19 protein-coding genes are annotated in these 19,461 nt (G+C 41.7%); 7 read left to right on the top strand and 12 right to left on the bottom strand.

All coding sequences use genetic code 11. The features are described from left to right. Positions 1–83 precede the first annotated feature (83 nt). Positions 84–941, top strand: coding sequence for an ABC transporter permease (locus B7E05_RS03130; RefSeq protein ID WP_080872437.1), 858 nt, complete (start codon positions 84–86; stop codon positions 939–941). Further along, a complete protein-coding gene (locus tag B7E05_RS03125) occupies positions 941–2,149 on the top strand; it encodes a quaternary amine ABC transporter ATP-binding protein (RefSeq protein ID WP_080872435.1) in 1,209 nt (402 codons plus the stop codon). The genes B7E05_RS03130 and B7E05_RS03125 overlap by 1 nt, the downstream gene beginning before the upstream one ends. 107 nt (positions 2,150–2,256) lie before the next feature. On the opposite strand, the gene B7E05_RS03120 is transcribed toward B7E05_RS03125, so the two are convergent. The 11 genes from B7E05_RS03120 to spoIIID all read right to left on the bottom strand — a co-directional run bounded on the left by B7E05_RS03120 (position 2,257) and on the right by spoIIID (position 11,877). Next, complete coding sequence (locus tag B7E05_RS03120) at positions 2,257–2,502, bottom strand: hypothetical protein (protein ID WP_080872432.1); 246 nt, start codon at positions 2,500–2,502, stop codon at positions 2,257–2,259. Positions 2,503–2,693: 191 nt separating this feature from the next. Further along, positions 2,694–3,113, bottom strand: a complete 420-nt coding sequence (fabZ, locus tag B7E05_RS03115; protein WP_080872429.1) for a 3-hydroxyacyl-ACP dehydratase FabZ — start codon at positions 3,111–3,113, stop codon at positions 2,694–2,696. An 80-nt stretch (positions 3,114–3,193) separates the two neighbouring features. After that, the gene (locus B7E05_RS03110) at positions 3,194–3,526 is read right to left on the bottom strand and encodes a DNA-directed RNA polymerase subunit beta (protein WP_080872428.1); all 333 of its coding nucleotides are present in this window, start codon (positions 3,524–3,526) and stop codon (positions 3,194–3,196) included. A 109-nt stretch (positions 3,527–3,635) separates the two neighbouring features. Then, a complete protein-coding gene (locus B7E05_RS03105; RefSeq protein WP_080872426.1) occupies positions 3,636–4,454 on the bottom strand; it encodes a flagellar hook-basal body protein in 819 nt (272 codons plus the stop codon). 13 nt (positions 4,455–4,467) lie between these two features. Further along, positions 4,468–5,277: a flagellar hook-basal body protein gene (locus B7E05_RS03100; RefSeq protein ID WP_080872425.1), complete on the bottom strand. Its 810-nt coding sequence runs from the start codon at positions 5,275–5,277 to the stop codon at positions 4,468–4,470. Between the two features lie 84 nt (positions 5,278–5,361). After that, positions 5,362–6,363 carry a rod shape-determining protein gene (gene mreB, locus B7E05_RS03095; protein WP_080872423.1) on the bottom strand — a complete coding sequence of 334 codons (1,002 nt, stop codon included), beginning with the start codon at positions 6,361–6,363 and terminating at the stop codon, positions 5,362–5,364. 258 nt (positions 6,364–6,621) lie between these two features. Beyond that, positions 6,622–8,187, bottom strand: coding sequence for a hydantoinase/oxoprolinase N-terminal domain-containing protein (locus tag B7E05_RS03090; protein ID WP_080872420.1), 1,566 nt, complete (start codon positions 8,185–8,187; stop codon positions 6,622–6,624). Further along, entirely contained in the window at positions 8,187–9,281 is a 1,095-nt protein-coding gene (locus B7E05_RS03085; RefSeq protein WP_080872418.1) for an S-methyl thiohydantoin desulfurase family protein, read from the bottom strand. The genes B7E05_RS03090 and B7E05_RS03085 overlap by 1 nt, the downstream gene beginning before the upstream one ends. Further along, positions 9,278–10,612, bottom strand: coding sequence for a purine-cytosine permease family protein (locus B7E05_RS03080; RefSeq protein ID WP_080872416.1), 1,335 nt, complete (start codon positions 10,610–10,612; stop codon positions 9,278–9,280). The genes B7E05_RS03085 and B7E05_RS03080 overlap by 4 nt, the downstream gene beginning before the upstream one ends. Positions 10,613–10,743: 131 nt before the next feature. Beyond that, positions 10,744–11,352, bottom strand: coding sequence for a TetR/AcrR family transcriptional regulator (locus B7E05_RS03075; RefSeq protein ID WP_179134437.1), 609 nt, complete (start codon positions 11,350–11,352; stop codon positions 10,744–10,746). Between the two features lie 195 nt (positions 11,353–11,547). Continuing rightward, on the bottom strand, positions 11,548–11,877 hold the full coding sequence (gene spoIIID / locus B7E05_RS03070; RefSeq protein WP_080872413.1) for a sporulation transcriptional regulator SpoIIID: 330 nt from the start codon (positions 11,875–11,877) through the stop codon (positions 11,548–11,550). A 535-nt stretch (positions 11,878–12,412) separates the two neighbouring features. On the opposite strand from spoIIID, the gene B7E05_RS03065 reads away from it, so the two are divergent. The 5 genes from B7E05_RS03065 (at position 12,413) to B7E05_RS03045 (ending at position 18,265) form a co-directional block, all read left to right on the top strand. After that, positions 12,413–14,128, top strand: coding sequence for a hypothetical protein (locus B7E05_RS03065; protein WP_080872411.1), 1,716 nt, complete (start codon positions 12,413–12,415; stop codon positions 14,126–14,128). Continuing rightward, positions 14,125–15,141 (top strand): membrane dipeptidase, encoded by a 1,017-nt coding sequence (locus B7E05_RS03060; RefSeq protein ID WP_080872409.1) that lies wholly within the window; start codon positions 14,125–14,127, stop codon positions 15,139–15,141. The genes B7E05_RS03065 and B7E05_RS03060 overlap by 4 nt, the downstream gene beginning before the upstream one ends. Then, a complete protein-coding gene (locus B7E05_RS03055; protein ID WP_080872407.1) occupies positions 15,123–15,896 on the top strand; it encodes a DUF3726 domain-containing protein in 774 nt (257 codons plus the stop codon). Before B7E05_RS03060 ends, B7E05_RS03055 begins: the two co-directional genes overlap by 19 nt. 62 nt (positions 15,897–15,958) lie before the next feature. Continuing rightward, positions 15,959–17,419, top strand: coding sequence for an aldehyde dehydrogenase family protein (locus B7E05_RS03050; RefSeq protein ID WP_080872405.1), 1,461 nt, complete (start codon positions 15,959–15,961; stop codon positions 17,417–17,419). Positions 17,420–17,527: 108 nt separating this feature from the next. Continuing rightward, the gene (locus tag B7E05_RS03045; RefSeq protein ID WP_080872403.1) at positions 17,528–18,265 is read left to right on the top strand and encodes an IclR family transcriptional regulator; all 738 of its coding nucleotides are present in this window, start codon (positions 17,528–17,530) and stop codon (positions 18,263–18,265) included. A gap of 106 nt (positions 18,266–18,371) precedes the next feature. Here B7E05_RS03045 and spoIIQ read toward each other — a convergent pair whose 3' ends face one another. Next, a complete protein-coding gene (gene spoIIQ, locus B7E05_RS03040; RefSeq protein WP_080872401.1) occupies positions 18,372–19,253 on the bottom strand; it encodes a stage II sporulation protein SpoIIQ in 882 nt (293 codons plus the stop codon). Between the last annotated feature and the right edge of the window lie 208 nt (positions 19,254–19,461).

Raw genomic sequence — 19,461 nt, 5'->3', positions numbered from 1 at the left:
GGCTGGCTGCTCTTTCTTCCTAATCGTACAAATATATTAAAGAAGGAGAGGTAATCACTGCTTTTTTAGCAGTTAAAATAATTATGATTCGTTTTCCGGATATTACTTTCGAAGCCGGGAAGTATGTTGACGATTTTGTCAGCTTTCTTGCCGATAACTTAGAAGCTTTATTTGATTTTATATTTTTTATTACATCCAGGTCCATCAGTGGACTGACTGATTTTCTTATGTTTATTCCATGGTGGCTGTTTATTATCATCATCTTTTTACTGGGATGGTATTTTAAATCGCTTTTCTCTGGTATTTTATACGGCATATTTATATTTCTCATTGGAACATTTGGACTTTGGGAAGAAATGATGATTACGATTTCGATTATTTTAACCGCCGTTATTATTTGTTTGATTATCGGAATTCCGCTCGGCGTCGCAATGGCATTCAATAAATGGGTTTCCGCCATCCTGCGTCCAATTCTTGATGCGATGCAGACCATGCCCAGTTTCGTTTATTTAATCCCAGCGATTTTCTTCTTTGGGTTAGGTAATGTCTCTGCTATTTTTGCAACATTAATCTATTCCTTGCCGCCTGTTATCCGTTTAACAGACTTAGCTATTCGCGGGGTAGACAAAGAAGTGGTCGAGTCAGCGCAATCTTTCGGTTCTTCCAGATGGCAGACCTTATCGAAAGTTCAATTGCCGCAAGCTTTACCAACAATTATGGCCGGTGTAAACCAGACTACTATGATGGCATTAGCCATGGTTGTTATCGCATCTATGGTCGGGGCTTCCGGTCTTGGAGAGCAAGTACTGGTATCCATTAACCGGATTGATATTGCACTTGGTTTCGAAGCTGGTATTAGTATCGTATTCCTGGCGATTATTATTGACCGTATTACGAACGGAATCGCTGAAAAAGTACAACGTCGTGGAGGGAAGAAATAATGACTGTACAAATTCAAGTGAAAAATGTATCTAAAATATTTGGTTCCAAGCCAAAATCTGCTATTCCTTTGATTAAAAAGGGACTGTCTAAAGATGAAATTTTAAAGAAAACCAATCATACAGTCGGTGTCTATGATGCCACTTTTGATATCCATAAGGGCGAGGTTTTTGTCATCATGGGGCTTTCGGGAAGTGGTAAATCCACCTTAATCCGCTGCTTCAATCTGCTAAACAAACCGACAGACGGCTCGATTATCATCGATGGGGAAGATATTACGAAAAGCAGCCGGGAAGATTTGAAGAGAATCCGTCAAGAAAAAATCGCTATGGTCTTTCAACATTTCGGCCTGTTCAGCCACCGATCTATTTTAGCAAATGTAGAGTACGGTCTGGAAGTTCGTAATGTGCCAAAAGAAAAGCGTCAAGATATGGCTATGCAAAATATTGAAACGGTTGGTTTAAAAGGTTATGAAAATAAATACCCGGATGAATTATCCGGCGGCATGCAGCAGCGTGTCGGTTTAGCACGCGCACTTACCAATGACCCGGACATTCTATTAATGGATGAGCCTTTTAGTGCACTTGACCCATTGATTCGCCGGGAAATGCAGCTTGAGTTATTAGATATCCAAGAACGACTGCAAAAGACCATTATCTTTATTACCCATGATGTAAATGAAGCCTTCCGGATTGGTGACCGCGTCGCCGTGATGAAGGACGGGCATGTGGAACAGGTTGGAACACCTGAAGAAATAATTGCAGATCCAGCCAATGATTATATTTCTGATTTCATTAAAGATATTGATCGTTCGAAAGTGTTCCAGGCAAGCCATATTATGACCAAGCCAAATGCGCTTGTATCGAATAAAGATGGCTTGAATGTCGCAGTGAAGGAAATGCGGGAGAATGGTATCTCCAGTGTGTTTGTCGTTGACCGTTCCAGACGGTTGCAGGGGATTGTTACGATTGATGATGCGATGCAGGGGATTAAAGATCATCAATCCCTGAACGATGTATTACGGGAAGATATTACAATTGTTCAAGAGGAAGAATATATTAATGATTTAATTCCAAAAGCATTGGAATCCAGCTTCCCGTTAGCTGTTGTGAACGAAGAACAGAAGCTGGTCGGTTATATTCTGCGTGTTCATGTACTATCCGGACTTACTTCCGATGATGTAACTGAAAGCGAAGAATATGTATACTAAGCAACATTTCCTTATGTCAGTATGATTTTTCTTATAAGTCAATAAAAAAGAAGAAGGGAATGGCCGATATGGGGTACATTGCCTTCTTCTTTCTCATTGGCGTTTGATTAGTTCTTATCGTCACGTGGCAAATCTTCATCCGGCTCATTAAGGTTATCGTCATCCATCGGATCATTCTGGTCATTCTGGTCATTTTGATCATTGTTTTCTTCGTTCATGTCATCTTGTCTTTCTTCCTGATCCATGGACGGGTTTTCATCTGCAGGCTCATCATTATCATTCGAGGTCCCACACCCAGCCATTAATGTCAGAGCTAATGCAGAAGCACCAACTTTTAAAAGTACCTTTTTCATAAAAAATTCCTCCCTTCTAAAATAACCTATTGCTCGAAATTAGGTTATCCTGGAAAAGAGGAATCATACATTTTTTCATTCTATTCATTCAGGAAATTTATTACATATTTCATGGCCTTCTCGCTGAAACCGAGATTACCTGCCCTGCTGAAACGTGTTATGTGTCAGACCTTCTTCAACAGATTGAAGTTTTATTTTATCGCAAAGGTGATTTCTGCTTCACAAGCTACTTTCCCATTAACCGTTGCCGTGCCTTTTCCTTTGCCGATTGGTCCTTTCATCCGGATAATTTCAACGGTCAGTTCCAGCTGATCTCCCGGTTTTACTTGTTGTTTGAAGCGGCATTTGTCTACGCCTGCCAACAGGCCGATTTTGCCTTTGTTTTCTTCAATGCCTAAAACAGCAATAGCTCCAGTTTGAGCAAGGGCTTCTAAAATGAGAACGCCTGGCATGACCGGATAGTCCGGGAAATGACCCGGGAAAAAAGGTTCGTTCGCAGTGACATTTTTGATGGCTGTGACTTTTTTGCCTTCATCTATTTCTTTTACTTGATCTACTAATAAAAACGGATAACGGTGTGGAAGAACTTCTTTAATTTGTTGAATATCCATCCTTTTCTCAACTCCTTTATGTATGTATAAATTGATACTGGAAAAACAGGAAAACATACCCGTCCATCATCGAATATGTTTTAGTCTGTTTTATTCACGATATCAATAATATGCTGCCACGTCTCTAAGCGTAAAACATCCAGCGGAGAACCATCACCAAGTACCGCAAAGCCAATCATTAATCCAATAACGAAAGCAGCTGCGGCAAATATCAAAATAACGATAATCCGTAACCAGATTGGAAAAATACGCAACCTTGGTCTGTTGCGTTTCGCTTCCCATTTACGCTGTTGTTTTTCTTTCTTTTCTGTCTTTCTGGAAATTTCCTGTTGTACTGCTTGTTCCTCACTGGCTGCAGCTGACTCTTGTCCAGCTTTGGGTGAGGTATGCTGTGAAGATGGATTTTTAGTCATTTCTGTAACTCCTTACAAATGGCTGTCCAAAAAGGTTCATAAGAATCAAGCCTGCTTCTTGATCACGAACGCGGTATATAGCTTATGAAACATCGGCTGTCCGTAAAGCTTAAGAACGAATCGTGTTTACTAACCCAGACATTTGATCGCCCATGGTGATAGAGCGTGAATTCAATTGATAAAGCCGTTGGGCTGCAGTCATATCAGTCATCGCCTGCGATAAGTCCACATTGGATTGTTCCAATGCCTGCGGGTTTATCACAGCGTCTTCTCCCTCATATGCTTGCATGATTTCATCTATATCTGCTTCTTCAGTGACTGTGAAGAAGTTGTCTCCTTCTGCTTCCAAAGCGCTGGGCCGTACCGCTTCCGCAATAGCCAGTTCTGCTTCTGCTTCCTGCTCGCCGCCTCTAGTTACGAGTAATTGCCCCTGGTCATCTAATTCGATGTCATCAAATCCGTCTTGAATTTCAATGGGACCGTCATTACCGATAATAGGGTGACCATCTGCAGTTGTCAAGGCCACCATGTCTCCTTCAACAGGGGAAAGGAAAAAGGAACCGTCTCTGGTATAGACTGTTTCTTCCTGACCGTTCTCTATCCGGTTTACTTGAAAGAATGTGTTCGCTTCTGTTAATGCAGCATCCAAAGCACGATCTGTTTCCATCGCACTTCCCTGCAGCTGGTTTAACTGAATGGCACCTAGTCCTGCGCCGCTTCCTACACGTATACCGTCAGGGGTCAACCTGCCTTCTGCGTTTTCCGGCGCGTTTAAATTATCAATTTGCTGGCTCAACAAGGAGGAAAATTCCGTTTGTCTGCTTTTATATCCTGTTGTATTGTTATTGGAAATATTATTCCCGATAACATCCAATTTGTTCTGAATCTGGTTCATGGTTACTGCTGCTTGATTCATCATGCGTGACATCTTCCATTCCTCCTTACGTTAATCGGCCAACTTCTGTAACAGCCTTACCCAGACTTTCATCATATACCCGCAAAACACGTTGATTACTCTCAAATAAGCGATACGCATCCATCATATCCGCCATTGTCTGTTCCGTGTTTACATTGGATTGTTCTAATGCGCCCTGTTGCAATGCAAATGCTGCTTCTGCAGGTACCGCTTCTGCATCACCATCGAAAAGGTCATTGCCTTCCTTCGTTAATGTGTTTACGTCCGCTACATATTGCATACCGAGTGCAGTATCTCCGTCCGCTGTCGGAATGACGCCTTCCGGGGTTATTGTATCAACGGTTCCGTTCGTCTGAATATTTTCGCCGTTCTCATCCAAAACATAATTTCCTTGACTGGTCACAAGGTAACCGTCTGCATCAATTGTGAAATTCCCATTTCGTGTATAGCGGACATCTCCATCACCGTTCTGAACGGCGAAAAAAATGGCACCATTTTCGTCAGGAACCTCTCTTTGCTGAATCGCAACATCTGTTGGCAATCCCGATTCCGTGATATCTCCCTGGGAAAAGCGGGGTATCGTTTCTTGCACATATACGCCTGTATTCATTCCGCCTAATGGGCGCGAATCAGAAGGATTGAATCCTCCTTGTGTTGTGGGAATGGTGTTCTGACCGCCGCTTTGCTGAATCAATAATTCCGGAAAAGCCCGAATTGCTGTCTGATCGGCTTTGTAGCCCGGCGTATTAGCGTTGGCAATATTATTAGACAATGCCTCCTGCTGCCGCTGCTGCGTCATCATTCCGCTCGCTGCTCCATATAAACCTCTTAACACAAAGCTCCCTCCTCCGTCACTGAACCGATTGAAATTAGAGCTAGCAGTATGAGGATAAGAAACGCACTCCGCCAGCTCCTTCTATCAATTCACGCTTCTTTTTTCAATTTTATCAATGTTCTCAAGCATAATCCCTGTTCCTTTTGCGACACAATCCATTGGGTCCTCTGCGATAAAAATAGGAACCTTCAGCTCTTCCGCTAACAATTTATCTACGCCATGCAACAGTGCGCCGCCACCAGTCAGAATAACTCCTCTGTCAATGATATCTGCTGATAGTTCCGGTGGAGTTTGCTCCAGAACTTGTTTGGCCGCTTGAACGATAAGTTCCACGGATTCCACTAACGCCTTCTGTATTTCTTCAGATTCAATCGTTATTGTTCTTGGCAGTCCGGATACCATGTCACGACCTCGGATATCCATGGATTCATGGCGTGAGTCCGGAAATACGGTTGCTACATTGATTTTTATATCTTCTGCTGTCCGTTCACCAATAAGCAGTTTATATTGTTTTTTAATATATTGAAGAATATCCCAATCAAACTTATCTCCGGCCATTTTAATGGATTGGGAAGTAACAATACCGCCCATGGACAATACAGCCACGTCCGTTGTACCACCACCAATATCAACGACCATGTTTCCACTTGGCTGATAAATATCCATTCCGGCACCAACTGCAGCTACTTTAGGCTCTTCTTCTAAGTATACGCGTTTTCCGCCAGATTTTTCCGCTGCTTCTTTAATTGCTTTTTGCTCGACTTTCGTAATATTCGTCGGGCAGCAAATTAACATTCTGGGCTTCGATAATACACCTTTTACGTTAATTTTATTTATAAAATATCTTAACATTGCTTCCGTTACATCAAAATCAGCGATTACACCGTCTTTCAATGGGCGCATCGCTTCTATATTTCCCGGTGTACGTCCAACCATACGACGGGCTTCTTCTCCCACCTCGAGTACGCGGTTTGTATTCTTATCCATCGCGACAACAGATGGCTCATTTAAAACGATCCCTTTTCCTTTTACGTGTATCAATACATTTGCGGTACCAAGATCAATCCCAATATCTCTGGAAAACATGAATCTAAATCCTCCTAGCGTTACTATCTTGCACCGTCCTAAGACAAAATGCTACTAGTATATCATTTTACCACAAAACACGGTAATTAACTGTATGAAAATAAGTTTTTTTTGATTTTTTTAATCAGAGAATATGACAAAATTGGTTCTATATTAAATTTTATTTCAGGATGCTTTATGTATGTACAAATTTCATTTTCACAAAACAAAGACAAAACCGGCATCGAATTCCAGTTTTGTCTTTGTTTTTTATTTATATTATATGTTTCGATTCAATTCTCCTGCGGCTTTTACTCTTACTCGTGTGGCGTTTCCCGGCAAATAAGCTAATGGAACATCTTCTATATCTACAATCACGAGGCTGTTTGTATCCGCACCTGCATGAACAGCTGCTGATTTTGCTTCTGTTTTCGCGGATTCCAGCGCATTTTCTCTTCCTACTTCATCCAGTATATAAATACGTTCCACCTGACCGCTTACTTGTGAAATGGCAGAGCCAATCGCATTGGCAACACCAGAGTGTTTTGGACGAATCACCGTTTCAGCACCTTTTAATTCCGTTGGCAGCAGGATGCTTCCTCCGCCAACAAGAATCACGGGGATGGGATCTGCTGATGTTTTCATTTTATCAATTGCTTCTTCTACAAGTTCTACCATTTTCTCATAAATTTGATGCAACAAAGCTTTATCCAAATGAGCAACTTTTGAAGCATCACCAAGATCCACTTTGCCTAGAGCTACAGCTACGTCTGTTGTGGTTAGCGTATCTCCACCAAAAATCAGGGCTTTCTCAGACAAGAGATAACCAACACTGTCTGGTCCGATCGTAAATGCTCCGTTTTCTTTTACACGGATAATCGTTCCCCCGCCAAGTCCAATGGAAGTTAAATCAGGCATCCGAAAATTCGTTCTCGCTCCGCCAATCTCTACCTCTAAAGAAGATTCCCGCGGGAAAGAATTGATTAATACGCCAACGTCTGATGTGGTACCGCCCACATCCACCACAATCGCATTGGACAAGCCGCCTAAATACGAAGCACCGCGTAATGAATTTGTCGGACCGCAAGCAACGGTAAATATTGGATAGCGAACAGCATAATCGACCGACATTAACGTCCCATCATTTTGTCCAAAAAATACGTTTGCGTCCACTTTTTCATTTTTTAAAGCCTGAATAAATCCATCTGCTGCTGTTTTCGCCACGCGGATGACTGATGCATTCAGAATTGTTGCGTTTTCTCTCTCCAACAAGCCTACAGAACCGATTTCAGCAGACAAAGAAATCGCAATATCTTCTCCTAATACCTCTTGGAAAATTTCTTTTGCTCTCTCTTCATGATGTGATGAAACTGGAGAGAAAACAGACGTAATCGCAATCGAATCGACCGCTCCTTTTACTTCATTAGCAATCTTATACAAATGATCTTCATCCAAATCCACAATTTCTCTGCCATCAAATTCATGCCCGCCACGCACAAGATAGACGTGTTTTCCGAGTGTTTCCCGGAGATCGTCTGGTACGCCGACTAATGGTTTTACGGCTAATGTCGCAGGAGCACCAATACGTACGGCTGCCATTTTATTTAATCCTTTTCTTTCCACAATCGCATTTGTACAATGGGTTGTCCCAAGCATGGCATAACGGATATCCTGCGGGGAAACATTCGCCATTGCAATGACTTCATGCATAGCTGTATAAATCCCTGTCGCAACGTCCTCTGTCGTTGATGATTTTGTTTCCGAAATGACTTGATTATCTTGATTGAGCAAAACAGCATCCGTATGTGTTCCGCCAACGTCAATTCCAATACGATACGTACTCATTACTCAGCCTCTCCTTTACGAACTAATTCTTCCACTGGTGTATACTCCACGTCATAACCGAAATATTTGGGTCCAACTGCTGCAATCCCTTTTTCCGTTCTCCATTTTTCATGACATGGGATACCGATTACCACACATCTGGAACCATAACGGATACCTTCTGTCGTAATCGGCAGCCCTGTTTCCGCATCGAGTACGGCAATTAAATCCGGCGTCACACAAAGCAGACGTTGTCCCGCTTGTGCCAGCAGATGTTCATTCTGAAAACGAAGCTGAAGGGTCTCCCCTTTATACGTATCAATTCCTTCAAAAGATGCTGTCCCTCTCGCAAATCCAGTTTCTGTTTTACGATTAATGTCCGTTACTTTTCCATGGAATAATTCAAATCCGCCAACTGTTTTTAATACTTCCTGAATCGCGTTAACGTTGTTCGCTTTACTAAGGCGAATGGTTTTCCCAATTTCTTCTTCCAACTTCAAAATACCGGAGATGCCACTGTCTTTTAAATTTTTCCCGGTCATGGAATACATGGCATTCATGACAGAACCGCCCATCTGGATGGCAGATGCCCGGGCAATCCGTTCCGTCCAGACATTGTCAATCGTTGATAAAAGCGCCGTATTTCCTTTTTCATCACCGATTACTGCCGGTGTTGCTGAAATACCGTCTAAATAGAAAGTTACCATTTGCAATTCAGGGAAAGCTCTTCCCATCCCGTCCGCATCAATAACCGGCAGCCCTCGTCTGGCGGCTAATGCAAAAGGTAACATCGAATTTACTCCGCCCGCTTCAATCGGAAATGTTGCATAGATTTCTTCACCGAGAAACTCTTCCAGCTTCCCAAAAACTTCAATAGCTTCTTCACCGCTAGGCACTTTCTCCAGCATAACTGTTGGCGCCCCCATCATGGAAGAAGGAACGACCAAAGCATCCTCTGGAACTTCATCTATATCCAATAAGGTTACCGGCCCATTTTCTTCAATGGCTTGCAACGCCATCAATTTTCCGATATATGGATCGCCACCGCCGCCTGTTCCAAGCAATGCTGCACCAACAGCGATGTCTTCAATTTCTTGTTTATCTATGATTCTCATTTATTAGCCTCCATTTCTTTAACATATACGGTTCCATTGTCTGATTTTTTATTCTTTCGAAAGATCTGGGACCCAACATAATAGACGATCCCGCTAACCAACAGCGAGTTAATGGAAGGAATGCCAATTGTAATCACATAACCTGCAGCAAATCCTGCTGCCCAGGCAACGAGTGTGACTGGATGCATTTTTTCCACATTGGTTGGAAGCGTTCCTTTTGCTCTGGTTTCATCCAGGCTTCTGCGATGTGTTTTTAAGATAAAATATTCCACCACCATAATCCCTGCAATTGGCGGAACAAGCACCCCCAGAAACACCAGAAAATCAACAAAGTAATCCAGCATCCCGAGAACAGATAGCACCGTTCCGATAACCCCAATTATTAATGTCACTTTTCCACGGTTGAGCTTGATTTTAAATATCGAATCAAAAATATTTGTAAAACCGAGTGAAGAAGAATAAAGATTCAGATTATTAATTTTAACGGTAGACAGAACAACAGCACCTGCTCCAAGCCAGCCGGAAGCTTGTACCATAATGCTCACAACATCATTTGTTCTGGCAGCCAGAGCCATCAATACGGCAATCATATTAATACCCAGTTCCCCAATAAGGACACCAATGGTCGCCATCCAAAATACATCTTTACCACTTTTCGCAAAGCGGGTAAAATCTGGTGTGATTACTGCACCGATGATAAATCCTCCTGCAACCATCGTGGCAGCTGCTCCCATTGTCAATGGATCACCAGCTGGAACAGCAGAAAATAATCCGCTAATGGAATACTCACTAAACACATAATAAACACCAACAGCCATTGCCAGTAAGAATAGTGGTACAGTGATTGTCGCAGTAATACTCAGCAATTTAAATCCGAAGATGACGAGTACCGTAACGCCGAGTCCTGTAATCGTAGCAGCAACTGCATGTGGAAGTCTGCCTCCCGTTGCCTGAACCAGACCATCCGCAAATACAGAATTTTGAACACCAAACCAGCCGATACAGGAGATGGCAATCACGCCCCCAATAATACTGGATCCATACCTCCCAAAGCCTGTCCACCGTGAAAGTAAACTGGTAGAAAGACCTTCCTTCGCCCCTGCATACCCTAAAAGAAAGCTGACCACCTGCAAGATAACACTTCCGAACATGGTTGCCCAAAAAGCCTGCCAAAAAGTCATTCCATAACCCAACGAAGCACCCAAAATAAATTGAGAAATGGTTGCTAAAGCCCCTACCCTGATGATCGTGATACTCCAAAGAGACTTCCTTGCTTCGATTGGTACTCTGGTTAATGAATAATCATCTCCTATATTGGTTTTATTCCCCATTATCTGTTCCTCCCTCTTATCTTCATGCTGCGCTTCATGGGGAATGGCACTTTCTTTAACATCTCCCATCTATTCAGCTGAATGATTGAATTAACAAATGATTTAAAAATTACCTTTTTGAAATCATCCCTCTATCCCGAAAAATGCTCTGTCTGTACATCTTTTTGATGTCGTTCATCTAATAAGGAATACATCAATTGGCTGGCAAGCATAACTTGTTCGTCAAAATCATCCCCGTCATATAATTTAATTCCCCAGAAGACGCCATTACCAATTAAAACAAATTGCTTGATGATTCGGTCAATTTCATCAGCGGACATCTGCGAGTAGCTATTTCGCATGATCGAATCTAATGATTCAACCAGCCAATCATTATACCGCTGCATATGATCATATAAATATTGTGAAATACCGGGTATCGGAGAAGTAACCAGTGAAATATAAGCATCTGTTCCCTGCATATCCCCTTTATGGTGTTCTGCAATTCCTTCAAACATAGCAGAAAAGATTTGCTGGACAGGTTCATTTCGCTTTTCATTCAGAATTGATTTCATTTTACTGAAATGGTTATCCAAAAATTGCTTGAATGCGACTGTAAATAAATCTTCTTTATTCTTATAGAAAAAATAAATGGATGCTGGTTTAATTCCAACCTCTTCCGCTATTTTCCTCATGGTTGCGCCATGATAGCCATGTAAAGCATACTGTTTCAATGCTGCATCGATTAATTTCTTTTGCAATATCTCACCACCTAACAGTTGTTAGCTTATTATATTACCTAACAACTGTTCAGTCAATGAATTGTTTGATAATTTCTTCTACATAAAATCTTTAAGTAATTCGTATTAATAGGAATCATCATTACATCATCCGCATTTTGAAGACACAAAAAAACAACCCAATTTTCCTGTTGTAATTGGATTGTTTTCTTATTTCTAACTGCCTTGTGCTTTGGTCCTGCTGGAAGATGATAAAAATTGCTGTGTAATTTTTGCTTCTTTTAATAATTCTTCTTCTTTCGGCGTTCTATATTTTTTTCTGGTTGCTTCTCCCCCGCGTAAGTGGCGGATTGCTTTATGGTACTCCAGTATTTCTTTTACCTCTAGTGCAAGTTTGGGATTTATTTCTGGAAGCCGTTCTGTCAAATCTTTATGAACTGTACTTTTCGATACGCCAAATTCTTTTGCAATGGTGCGGACTGTTTTTCTTGTTTCGACAACGTGCCTCCCTATTTTGATTGTCCTTTCTTTGATGTAATCATGCACACCGTTCGCCCCCCTAAGTTGTAATTCCGAGGTGTCGCTTGGACAGGGTGTATGTTTTGGGATAGGACTTATAAATAAGCGGTTGACTATTTTTTATGTAGCCATTGGTTTATAAAAGGAAAAAGGGTCCACTTTTGATAAAGGATGCTTCTAAATCACATGTTTTTCACCTCAGACAGTTCGATTGCATGGTTTGTAATATCATCATATTAAAAAAAGCGCATCTTTATGCTTAAGTTTTGTACAAATAATCAGGGGGACAAGGTGTATTTTGGAAAATAAGTTACATAGCACTCCTGTGATAAAGTCAACGCGTTTCTTTATTCATGCAACAACGGAAAGGTAAAAACCATTGTCCGAAAATATTTAATATTGACAATAACTCATCTCTATTTTATTATTTAGTTAAATAAATAACGGTATCAAATTCCTATTATCGGAATAAAGATGAAATATAGACTTTCATTTTTATTTATTATTTATTGAAAGCCCTTACAATTATTTTATAAAAGATTCGTTCATGGAGGTGTACAGCATGATAGAAATGAAGCACGAAAATCATAAATTACGCCCGGCTTCTCAAGTAATGAAACTGGAACGTATTGGTGCATTCCGCCTGACAAGTTTAAGTTTTCTACGCATATTATTAAGACATATGATGCGAGAAAATTGGCAAGTAGAACGAACGGTATTTGAATTAAATCAGGATGGGCACGGTCATTGTGTATATCAGATTCAAACACCGAAGCATACGTTTTCCTTTATCGTTATCTCGACAACTATCAAGGATGATGAACGAAGCGACCGCGTTATTTCACAAACTTGGGACGTCACTTTTGCCTTATGTGAAGGGATTGTTTCTGATAAAAAAATAGAAAGTTTAAAAAAGGAATTACCAAAGCAAGAAGCAGGACGCGGTGACGCTTTTGATCTTGTCTGGTCACGCGCTAATAGAAGCAACAGAATTTTTGATTATGTGATTGATTGCCTTGCAGGACAAAAACAGCCTGATCCTAAAATTTTAAATGAAGTTGGTTATTTATTACGAACAACTGCGGTTTATGGGAATGGAAAATTCGGGCTTGCTCCTTATGAAAAAATGAAGGATAACCACCCTTTCAGCGGTCCGTTTCAAGCTCAGATGTTTGCAGTGTATATGTTGCGCCATTTTAGCTTTGACCTTGTGGAACATATCGCCTTACAAAAAAATCCGGATGCTGTTCGGTTAGCACCAGAAATCAAACGTTTTATGGGCACCGGCAATGCAACCGGATTAGGGATGGCTCCTTTTCTTAACGCACATCCCAGATTGATTCATCAATGGGTCTATATCAGAGAAAAAGCAATAGCCAGAGTAAAGGATATTCAACCGTCTCCAGATGACCTTACATTAATGGTTTATTGGCTCAATCGCGTAGCAAATTACTTCGATGACTCCAGACTGATAGACAGGGAGATTTTTTTCAAACCGGAAAAGCTGGCAGAACAAAGCAGATTTCTAAAAAAAGTGGTTCTGGAATATGTAAACGCTGGGACAATGATGGGAAAAACGACAAATGACATGTGGCACGATTTATCTATTCTCACCGATGAAACCGTATCCATGGAAATGCAGGAATTGCTGCACACCCTGCTGCTGGAGATTTATACCGATCATATCATTGATTTGGAGCGAAGCATGAACGTCGAAGAAACCTATCAAATTGAACCGCGCATGAAAATAAAAGAACTTCTTGATTTAATCAAACAACAATATTCCTGGGCATTTCAATATGATTTTACCGATCCGGATGAAACGTATTATTTCTGGTACCGTTCCGAAGAAAAAGAAGAGCCGCGTTTGGGTATTCGTGAGCAAGAATCTGGAAGCGACAAGGAGCTGTCGATGAATGTAGCAGAAGAAGTACAGGAACTTTACCGGGCTTTAATAGATGCTCATCCAGAAGAGATTGTCATATCTTTTATTTTGAGACACCCTCACTATAAAGGGATCATACAACGGATTCAATCATTGGACGGTTATGAGTATGGAGAAATTCAGGCCAATCTATTAAGCAAAGATTTATTACCTGTCAATCTACTCCGATTTAAATTAGCATTTTTTGGAGCGGAACGTTTCAATCCCAAATCGAATCGCTGGGTTCGTATTACGTTATTTCAGGGGGCGCCGCTTGTTGAAGAAATCGGAGAGCCATTCCCTGATAACTGGGTATTTCCACAATTACCGACACAGAAAGGAGAGAAACGATGAAGCAACCAAACGAAATTATCATTGATGCTCTAGAGTTAAGCAACTGGGACAGAGAATTTGTACATCTTTTACAAAAAGGTGGTGTTACTTGCGTCCACGCATGCTGCGGGTTATGGGAAAATGCCCGGGAAACACTTCATAACATTGGTCAATGGCATCGTTTCTTTCAAGAAAATGATGATCTCATCATGCAGGTGTTTCAGGGCAGCGATATCTTAAAGGCAAAACAGGAAGGAAAAATCGGCGTGATTCTGGGTACACAAAACACTTCTGCTTTGGAAGATGAACTCTCATTTGTCTCTGTTTTCAATCAACTTGGTTTGAAAGTGATGCAGCTGACCTATAATAATCAAAACTTGATTGGAAGCAGCTGTTATGAAGAGAGAGACAGCGGGCTTTCCCGTTACGGCAAATTGGTAGTTCAGGAAATGAACCGGGTAGGCATGGTTGTGGACCTTTCACATGTAGGAGAGCAGACTTCCCTTGATGCCATTGCGGTATCAGAACGTCCTGTGGCCATAACGCATGCCAATCCGAATTGGATTTATCCAACAAAACGGAACAAATCCCCAGAAGTTCTCCGTGCATTAAAAGATAATGGCGGTGTGCTCGGACTTTGTGCATATCCGCACCTTCTAAACGGGAAAGACACAACGCTGGAAGAATTCTGCAGTATGATTATCCGTACCGTTGATTTTATGGGAATCGACCAGGTTGGCTTAGGCACGGATTTAACCTTAAATATGTCCACAGATTTTCTGCACTGGATGAGAATGGGGAGATGGACACATGACGTTGATTATGGAGCTGGTTCAAAGGAAAATCCGTCATGGCCAGAGTGGCCTTCATGGTTCCGGACTCCGAAAGACTTTCCTAACATTGCAAAAGGACTCATGGAACAAGGCATGACAGGCGAAGATGTATCGAAAGTGATGGGAGGCAACTGGTTACGTTTCTTTACGGAAGGATTTAAAGATAAAAAGGAGGCGGAGAAATGCGCGTATCCTATGTAGAGCTATTTATTCATTGTAAAAAGGTGTTTCGCGCATGCGGCATTCCCTATGGATGCGCAGATGATGGGGCCGAAGTAGTGACGTGGAGTGAATTTATCGGGTTAAACGGGATGCAGGTATTGCTGGATGAAATTCCAAATATCAACCCGCCCGGCATGGAAAGCATCCATCTTCTTCAAGAGGAGAAAGGATTATATCGCTTTGATGGAAGGAGGCAAAGCGCGATTATCCTTGGTAAATTGATGGCAGACTTTGCTTTAGGGATGTCCGAAACAAAGCGTACCGTCCGCGTTTATATGCAAAATACAACCCGTTCGCGACTGCTTGCCCAACCGGCCCACTATATCGCTTCCAGAGGAAAAGGGTGTTTGGTGAATTATAAAACAAGGGAGGGAAAGCCTATGTGGATTCTTTCTACTCCGGAAATCGCCTTTCCCTTCTTTGCTGAAGGGGACGCTGCCGAGCAAATTATGGAACAAAACCTTACCGCAGATTTAGGGCAATATGAAACAGCCAGTATGACAAGCGATGGCTTTTGGCTTGTTTGTACCTCTGAAACAACATGGATTACTTCTTGCATCAGAAAGCTGCGTCAGGCAGCAGAAAACAGAACAATGCAATTGACAGAATCCGTCCATTTAAAAGCAACTTTTGAAAAGACCTATTTACAAGGCGCCAAAATCGATATGCATCATTGGAACGAATTGGATCAAATCGGCCGGGAAACACTCGTAAAAGCTTCCGGGAATGCATGAATAAGCAAACACAGGCGTCTCTCTCATATAAATAGATTGGAAATATACAAGGAGGTTTTATCATGACGGCAACAACAACATTAAAAAATTTTATAAACGGGAAATGGGCAGCCCCCACCGGAACTGAATGGAAACAAGGAGTAAACCCTGCTAATGTTCGGGAAATTGTTTCCTCCTATTACCCATCCACCTCAGCAGATGTAAGAGAAGCGATTGATGCTGCAGCATTGGCATTTCAGTCATGGAAACGCACGCCTGCACCACAGCGTGAAAACTATTTATATAACATTGCTGCATTAATGGAAGACGAAAAAGAGGCATTAGCCAAGACCATTGTCATGGAAGAAGGTAAAACCTTTACAGATGCCATCAAAGAAGTTGGGTATGCAGCTGGTATTATTCGATTTTATGCTGGAGAATGCCGCCGTCTAAAAGGAACCATTTTGGAAGCAGATATGCCGGATGTTCAAATTGAAACAAAGCCGGAACCGCTTGGTGTTGTCCTTGTCGTCACCCCGTGGAATTTTCCGCTTTCTATCCCGGCATGGAAGACGGCACCAGCGATTGCAAGCGGTAATACGGTGGTATTGAAAGCATCATCTCAAACACCGTTGACTGCGATGAAGTTTATGGAAATCGTTGAACGCGCTGGCGTTCCTGCTGGAGTGATCAATAACGTCATTGCACCCGGAAAGCTTGTTTCGGAAATGATTCATCACAAAGCAGTCAAAGCCGTCACGTTTACCGGTTCCAATGATTCCGGAAAAAAAGTGTATGCAGAAGCCGCCAAAGATATGAAACGCTGCCTGCTGGAAATGGGCGGAAAAAATCCGCTTATTGTCATGGAAGACGCGGATATAGACGAAGCAGTACAGCTTGCTGCAGCAGGCGCCTATGGGCAAACCGGACAGGCATGTACCGCTACAGGCCGACTTATCGTTCATCATGAAATTGCCGAAACTTTCACAGAAAAGCTTGTGGCAAAGACCAAAGAGCTGTTGGTCGGAAATGGCATGGAAGAAGGTGTTGAAGTAGGACCACAGGTGAGCAAATCCGAACAGTCCTCCACGCTTGCACTGATTCAAAGTGCTATAGAGGAAGGGGCAAATGTGCTTACTGGCGGGAACGTTCCAGAAGGTGCTGCATTTGAGCACGGCTATTTTGTAGAGCCCACTGTCATCCGTGATGTGACTGCATCCATGCGTATTTTCCAAGAAGAAGTATTTGGGCCTGTTAACTGTATCACAGAAGTCCGCGATATTGACGAGGCCATTGCTGTCGCCAATAATGTAGATTATGGTCTGTCATCCGCTATCTGCACCAAAAATTTGGAATATATGAATAAGGCATTACATGAAATCGAAGCAGGAATTGTGAAAGTGAATATGACAACCACAGGTACATTCTATCAGGCTCCTTTTGGCGGTTATAAGCAATCCAGCACTGGAACTTTCAAAGAATTAGGCAGTGAAGCAATGGATTTCTACTGTCAATACAAAACTCGTTATATTAAAAGTAAGTGATGAACGATCATACAGCAGGCTTCCTTTTTTTAAGCGCTGCTTAGATAATAAGTAATATGCTATAATCATTCCAAAGTATGCTAATGAATCAATTTCTGGAGGTTTATCATGAAGACAAAAGCAGATGTATCTGCAACGGTATTACGAGCAATCAAAGTATTAGAGCATCTGAAAGAAACACCTGGTCCGCAAAGCGTCAGTTATATCAGCAAGGAATTAAACCTTTCCCAAACCATTGTTCATCGTTTACTAACAACATTGAAAACGGAAGGTTTTGTACTGCAAGATACGCATTCCAAACTATATTCACTCGGCCCTGCTTTTTTAGATTATGCAAATAAGATCATAACAGAACTGCCTTTTGCCCCTGTTGTCGAGCCTTGGCTCATTCGATTACGTAACCAGACAGGTGAGACAGCTGGATTTTATATACCTAATGGACATACTAGGTTATGTGTCATGGAATATGAAAGCCAGCAGGAAATCAGGCGATCTGTAGGAGTCGGTAATCAGTACCCTATCCATGCCGGTGCTACAGGCCGGGCGATTCTAGCTTTTCAATCTGAAGAAATCCTTCAAGACGTGCTGAATAGTTTATCTACAGAAGAACGTCATATCTTAGCTGCAAAGATAAATACGACGAGGGAAAATGGTTATGCTGCCAGCTTTGAGGAGATCAATGCTAATGTTTCTGCACTTTCTGCACCTGTATTTGACCAGAATCAGCGTGTTGTCGGAGCATTGTCCATTTCAGGTCCTGCTTTTCGATTTAATCACGACATGATGGAGAGACATATTCCTGCATTAATGGATGCAACACAGGAAATTTCGAAATCGTTTGTTTGATAAGAACCTTTTCTTTACCTCTATCTTCATTTTCAGAAACATCAAAAATCCGGCAATGCATCTAATGCATTACCGGATTTTTCAGCTTTTCCCAAGCAGCTATCTATTATTCTTCTGAATCATCTAACTCCACATCGATTTCTTCATCTTCACTTGGAGCTTCTTCCTCTTCTGTATCTTGTTCTGCATCTTCTTCTGTGTCTTCCACATCTTCTTCAGGTTCTGTTGTTTCTTCTCCTGAAGTCGGCTCTTCTGACGTTGGTTCATCACTTACTGCTTCATCCTGTTCCGCACTTTCTTCTACAGCTATACTGGAAGCTGGCTGGTCGAAGTAACTTTCCGGATTAACTTCTGTACCGTCTTTACGGATTTCGAAATGCAAGTGTGTGCCATTATCTTTGCCAAACAAGTTGTTACCAGCTGTTCCAAGTGCATCTCCTTGTGCTACTTGATCACTAACGGATACAGCTACGTCTTCAAGACTAGCATAATACGTTTTTAAATCGTCGCTGTGAGATAAAACTACCACATTTCCAAGTAACGGGTCTTCCTTCACTTCTTCAACGGTTCCACTGATGGAAGCTAAGACATCAAATGTTTCTGCATCTGCTGCTGCGATATCTACTCCTGTACTTTGATAGTATCGATTGTTGTAAAGTACAAGTGCATTTTCTCTGTCTTCTTGTTCTGCGTTGTAATCAAAAAATTTAGTTACGATTTCTGCTTCATCTGTGTTTTCAAGCGGCATTCCTACCAATTCCTGCTGATCCACTACGGGGGCAGAGTCTTCCTCGTTCATAACCGGAAGATAATCTTCCTCTCCATCTCTTTGATCAGCTGGTTCTGAAACATCAGATCCTGCATTTTGATACCAAATGACTGACCCTAATAAAACAGCTGCAATACTTAAATACAAAGCTGGGAAAAACCATTTCTTACGGAAAATTTGGCTCCATTTATTTTTTGGGCCTTTGAATTCCTCTTTCATTTTCATCACCTCTGCAACCATTGTGAGCAGAAAAAGAGAATTATATACATGGCTATGAAAAAAATTTTTTGATTTTCATAATAGAGGCTGTTTATATCCGTTCAGATAGATATTTAATAGACAAAATAAAGCGGAAGATAAAGTGTTGTTACTGACATTCGGCTTTTTTTCGCCTAATGCACTATGCTGCACGATTTGCTCTATATTA

It is taken from the genome of Oceanobacillus timonensis (assembly GCF_900166635.1).
Lineage (GTDB): Bacteria > Bacillota > Bacilli > Bacillales > Amphibacillaceae > Oceanobacillus > Oceanobacillus timonensis.
Note: the sequence above shows the minus strand (reverse complement) of the source record. Positions and strands in the feature narration are given on the sequence as shown.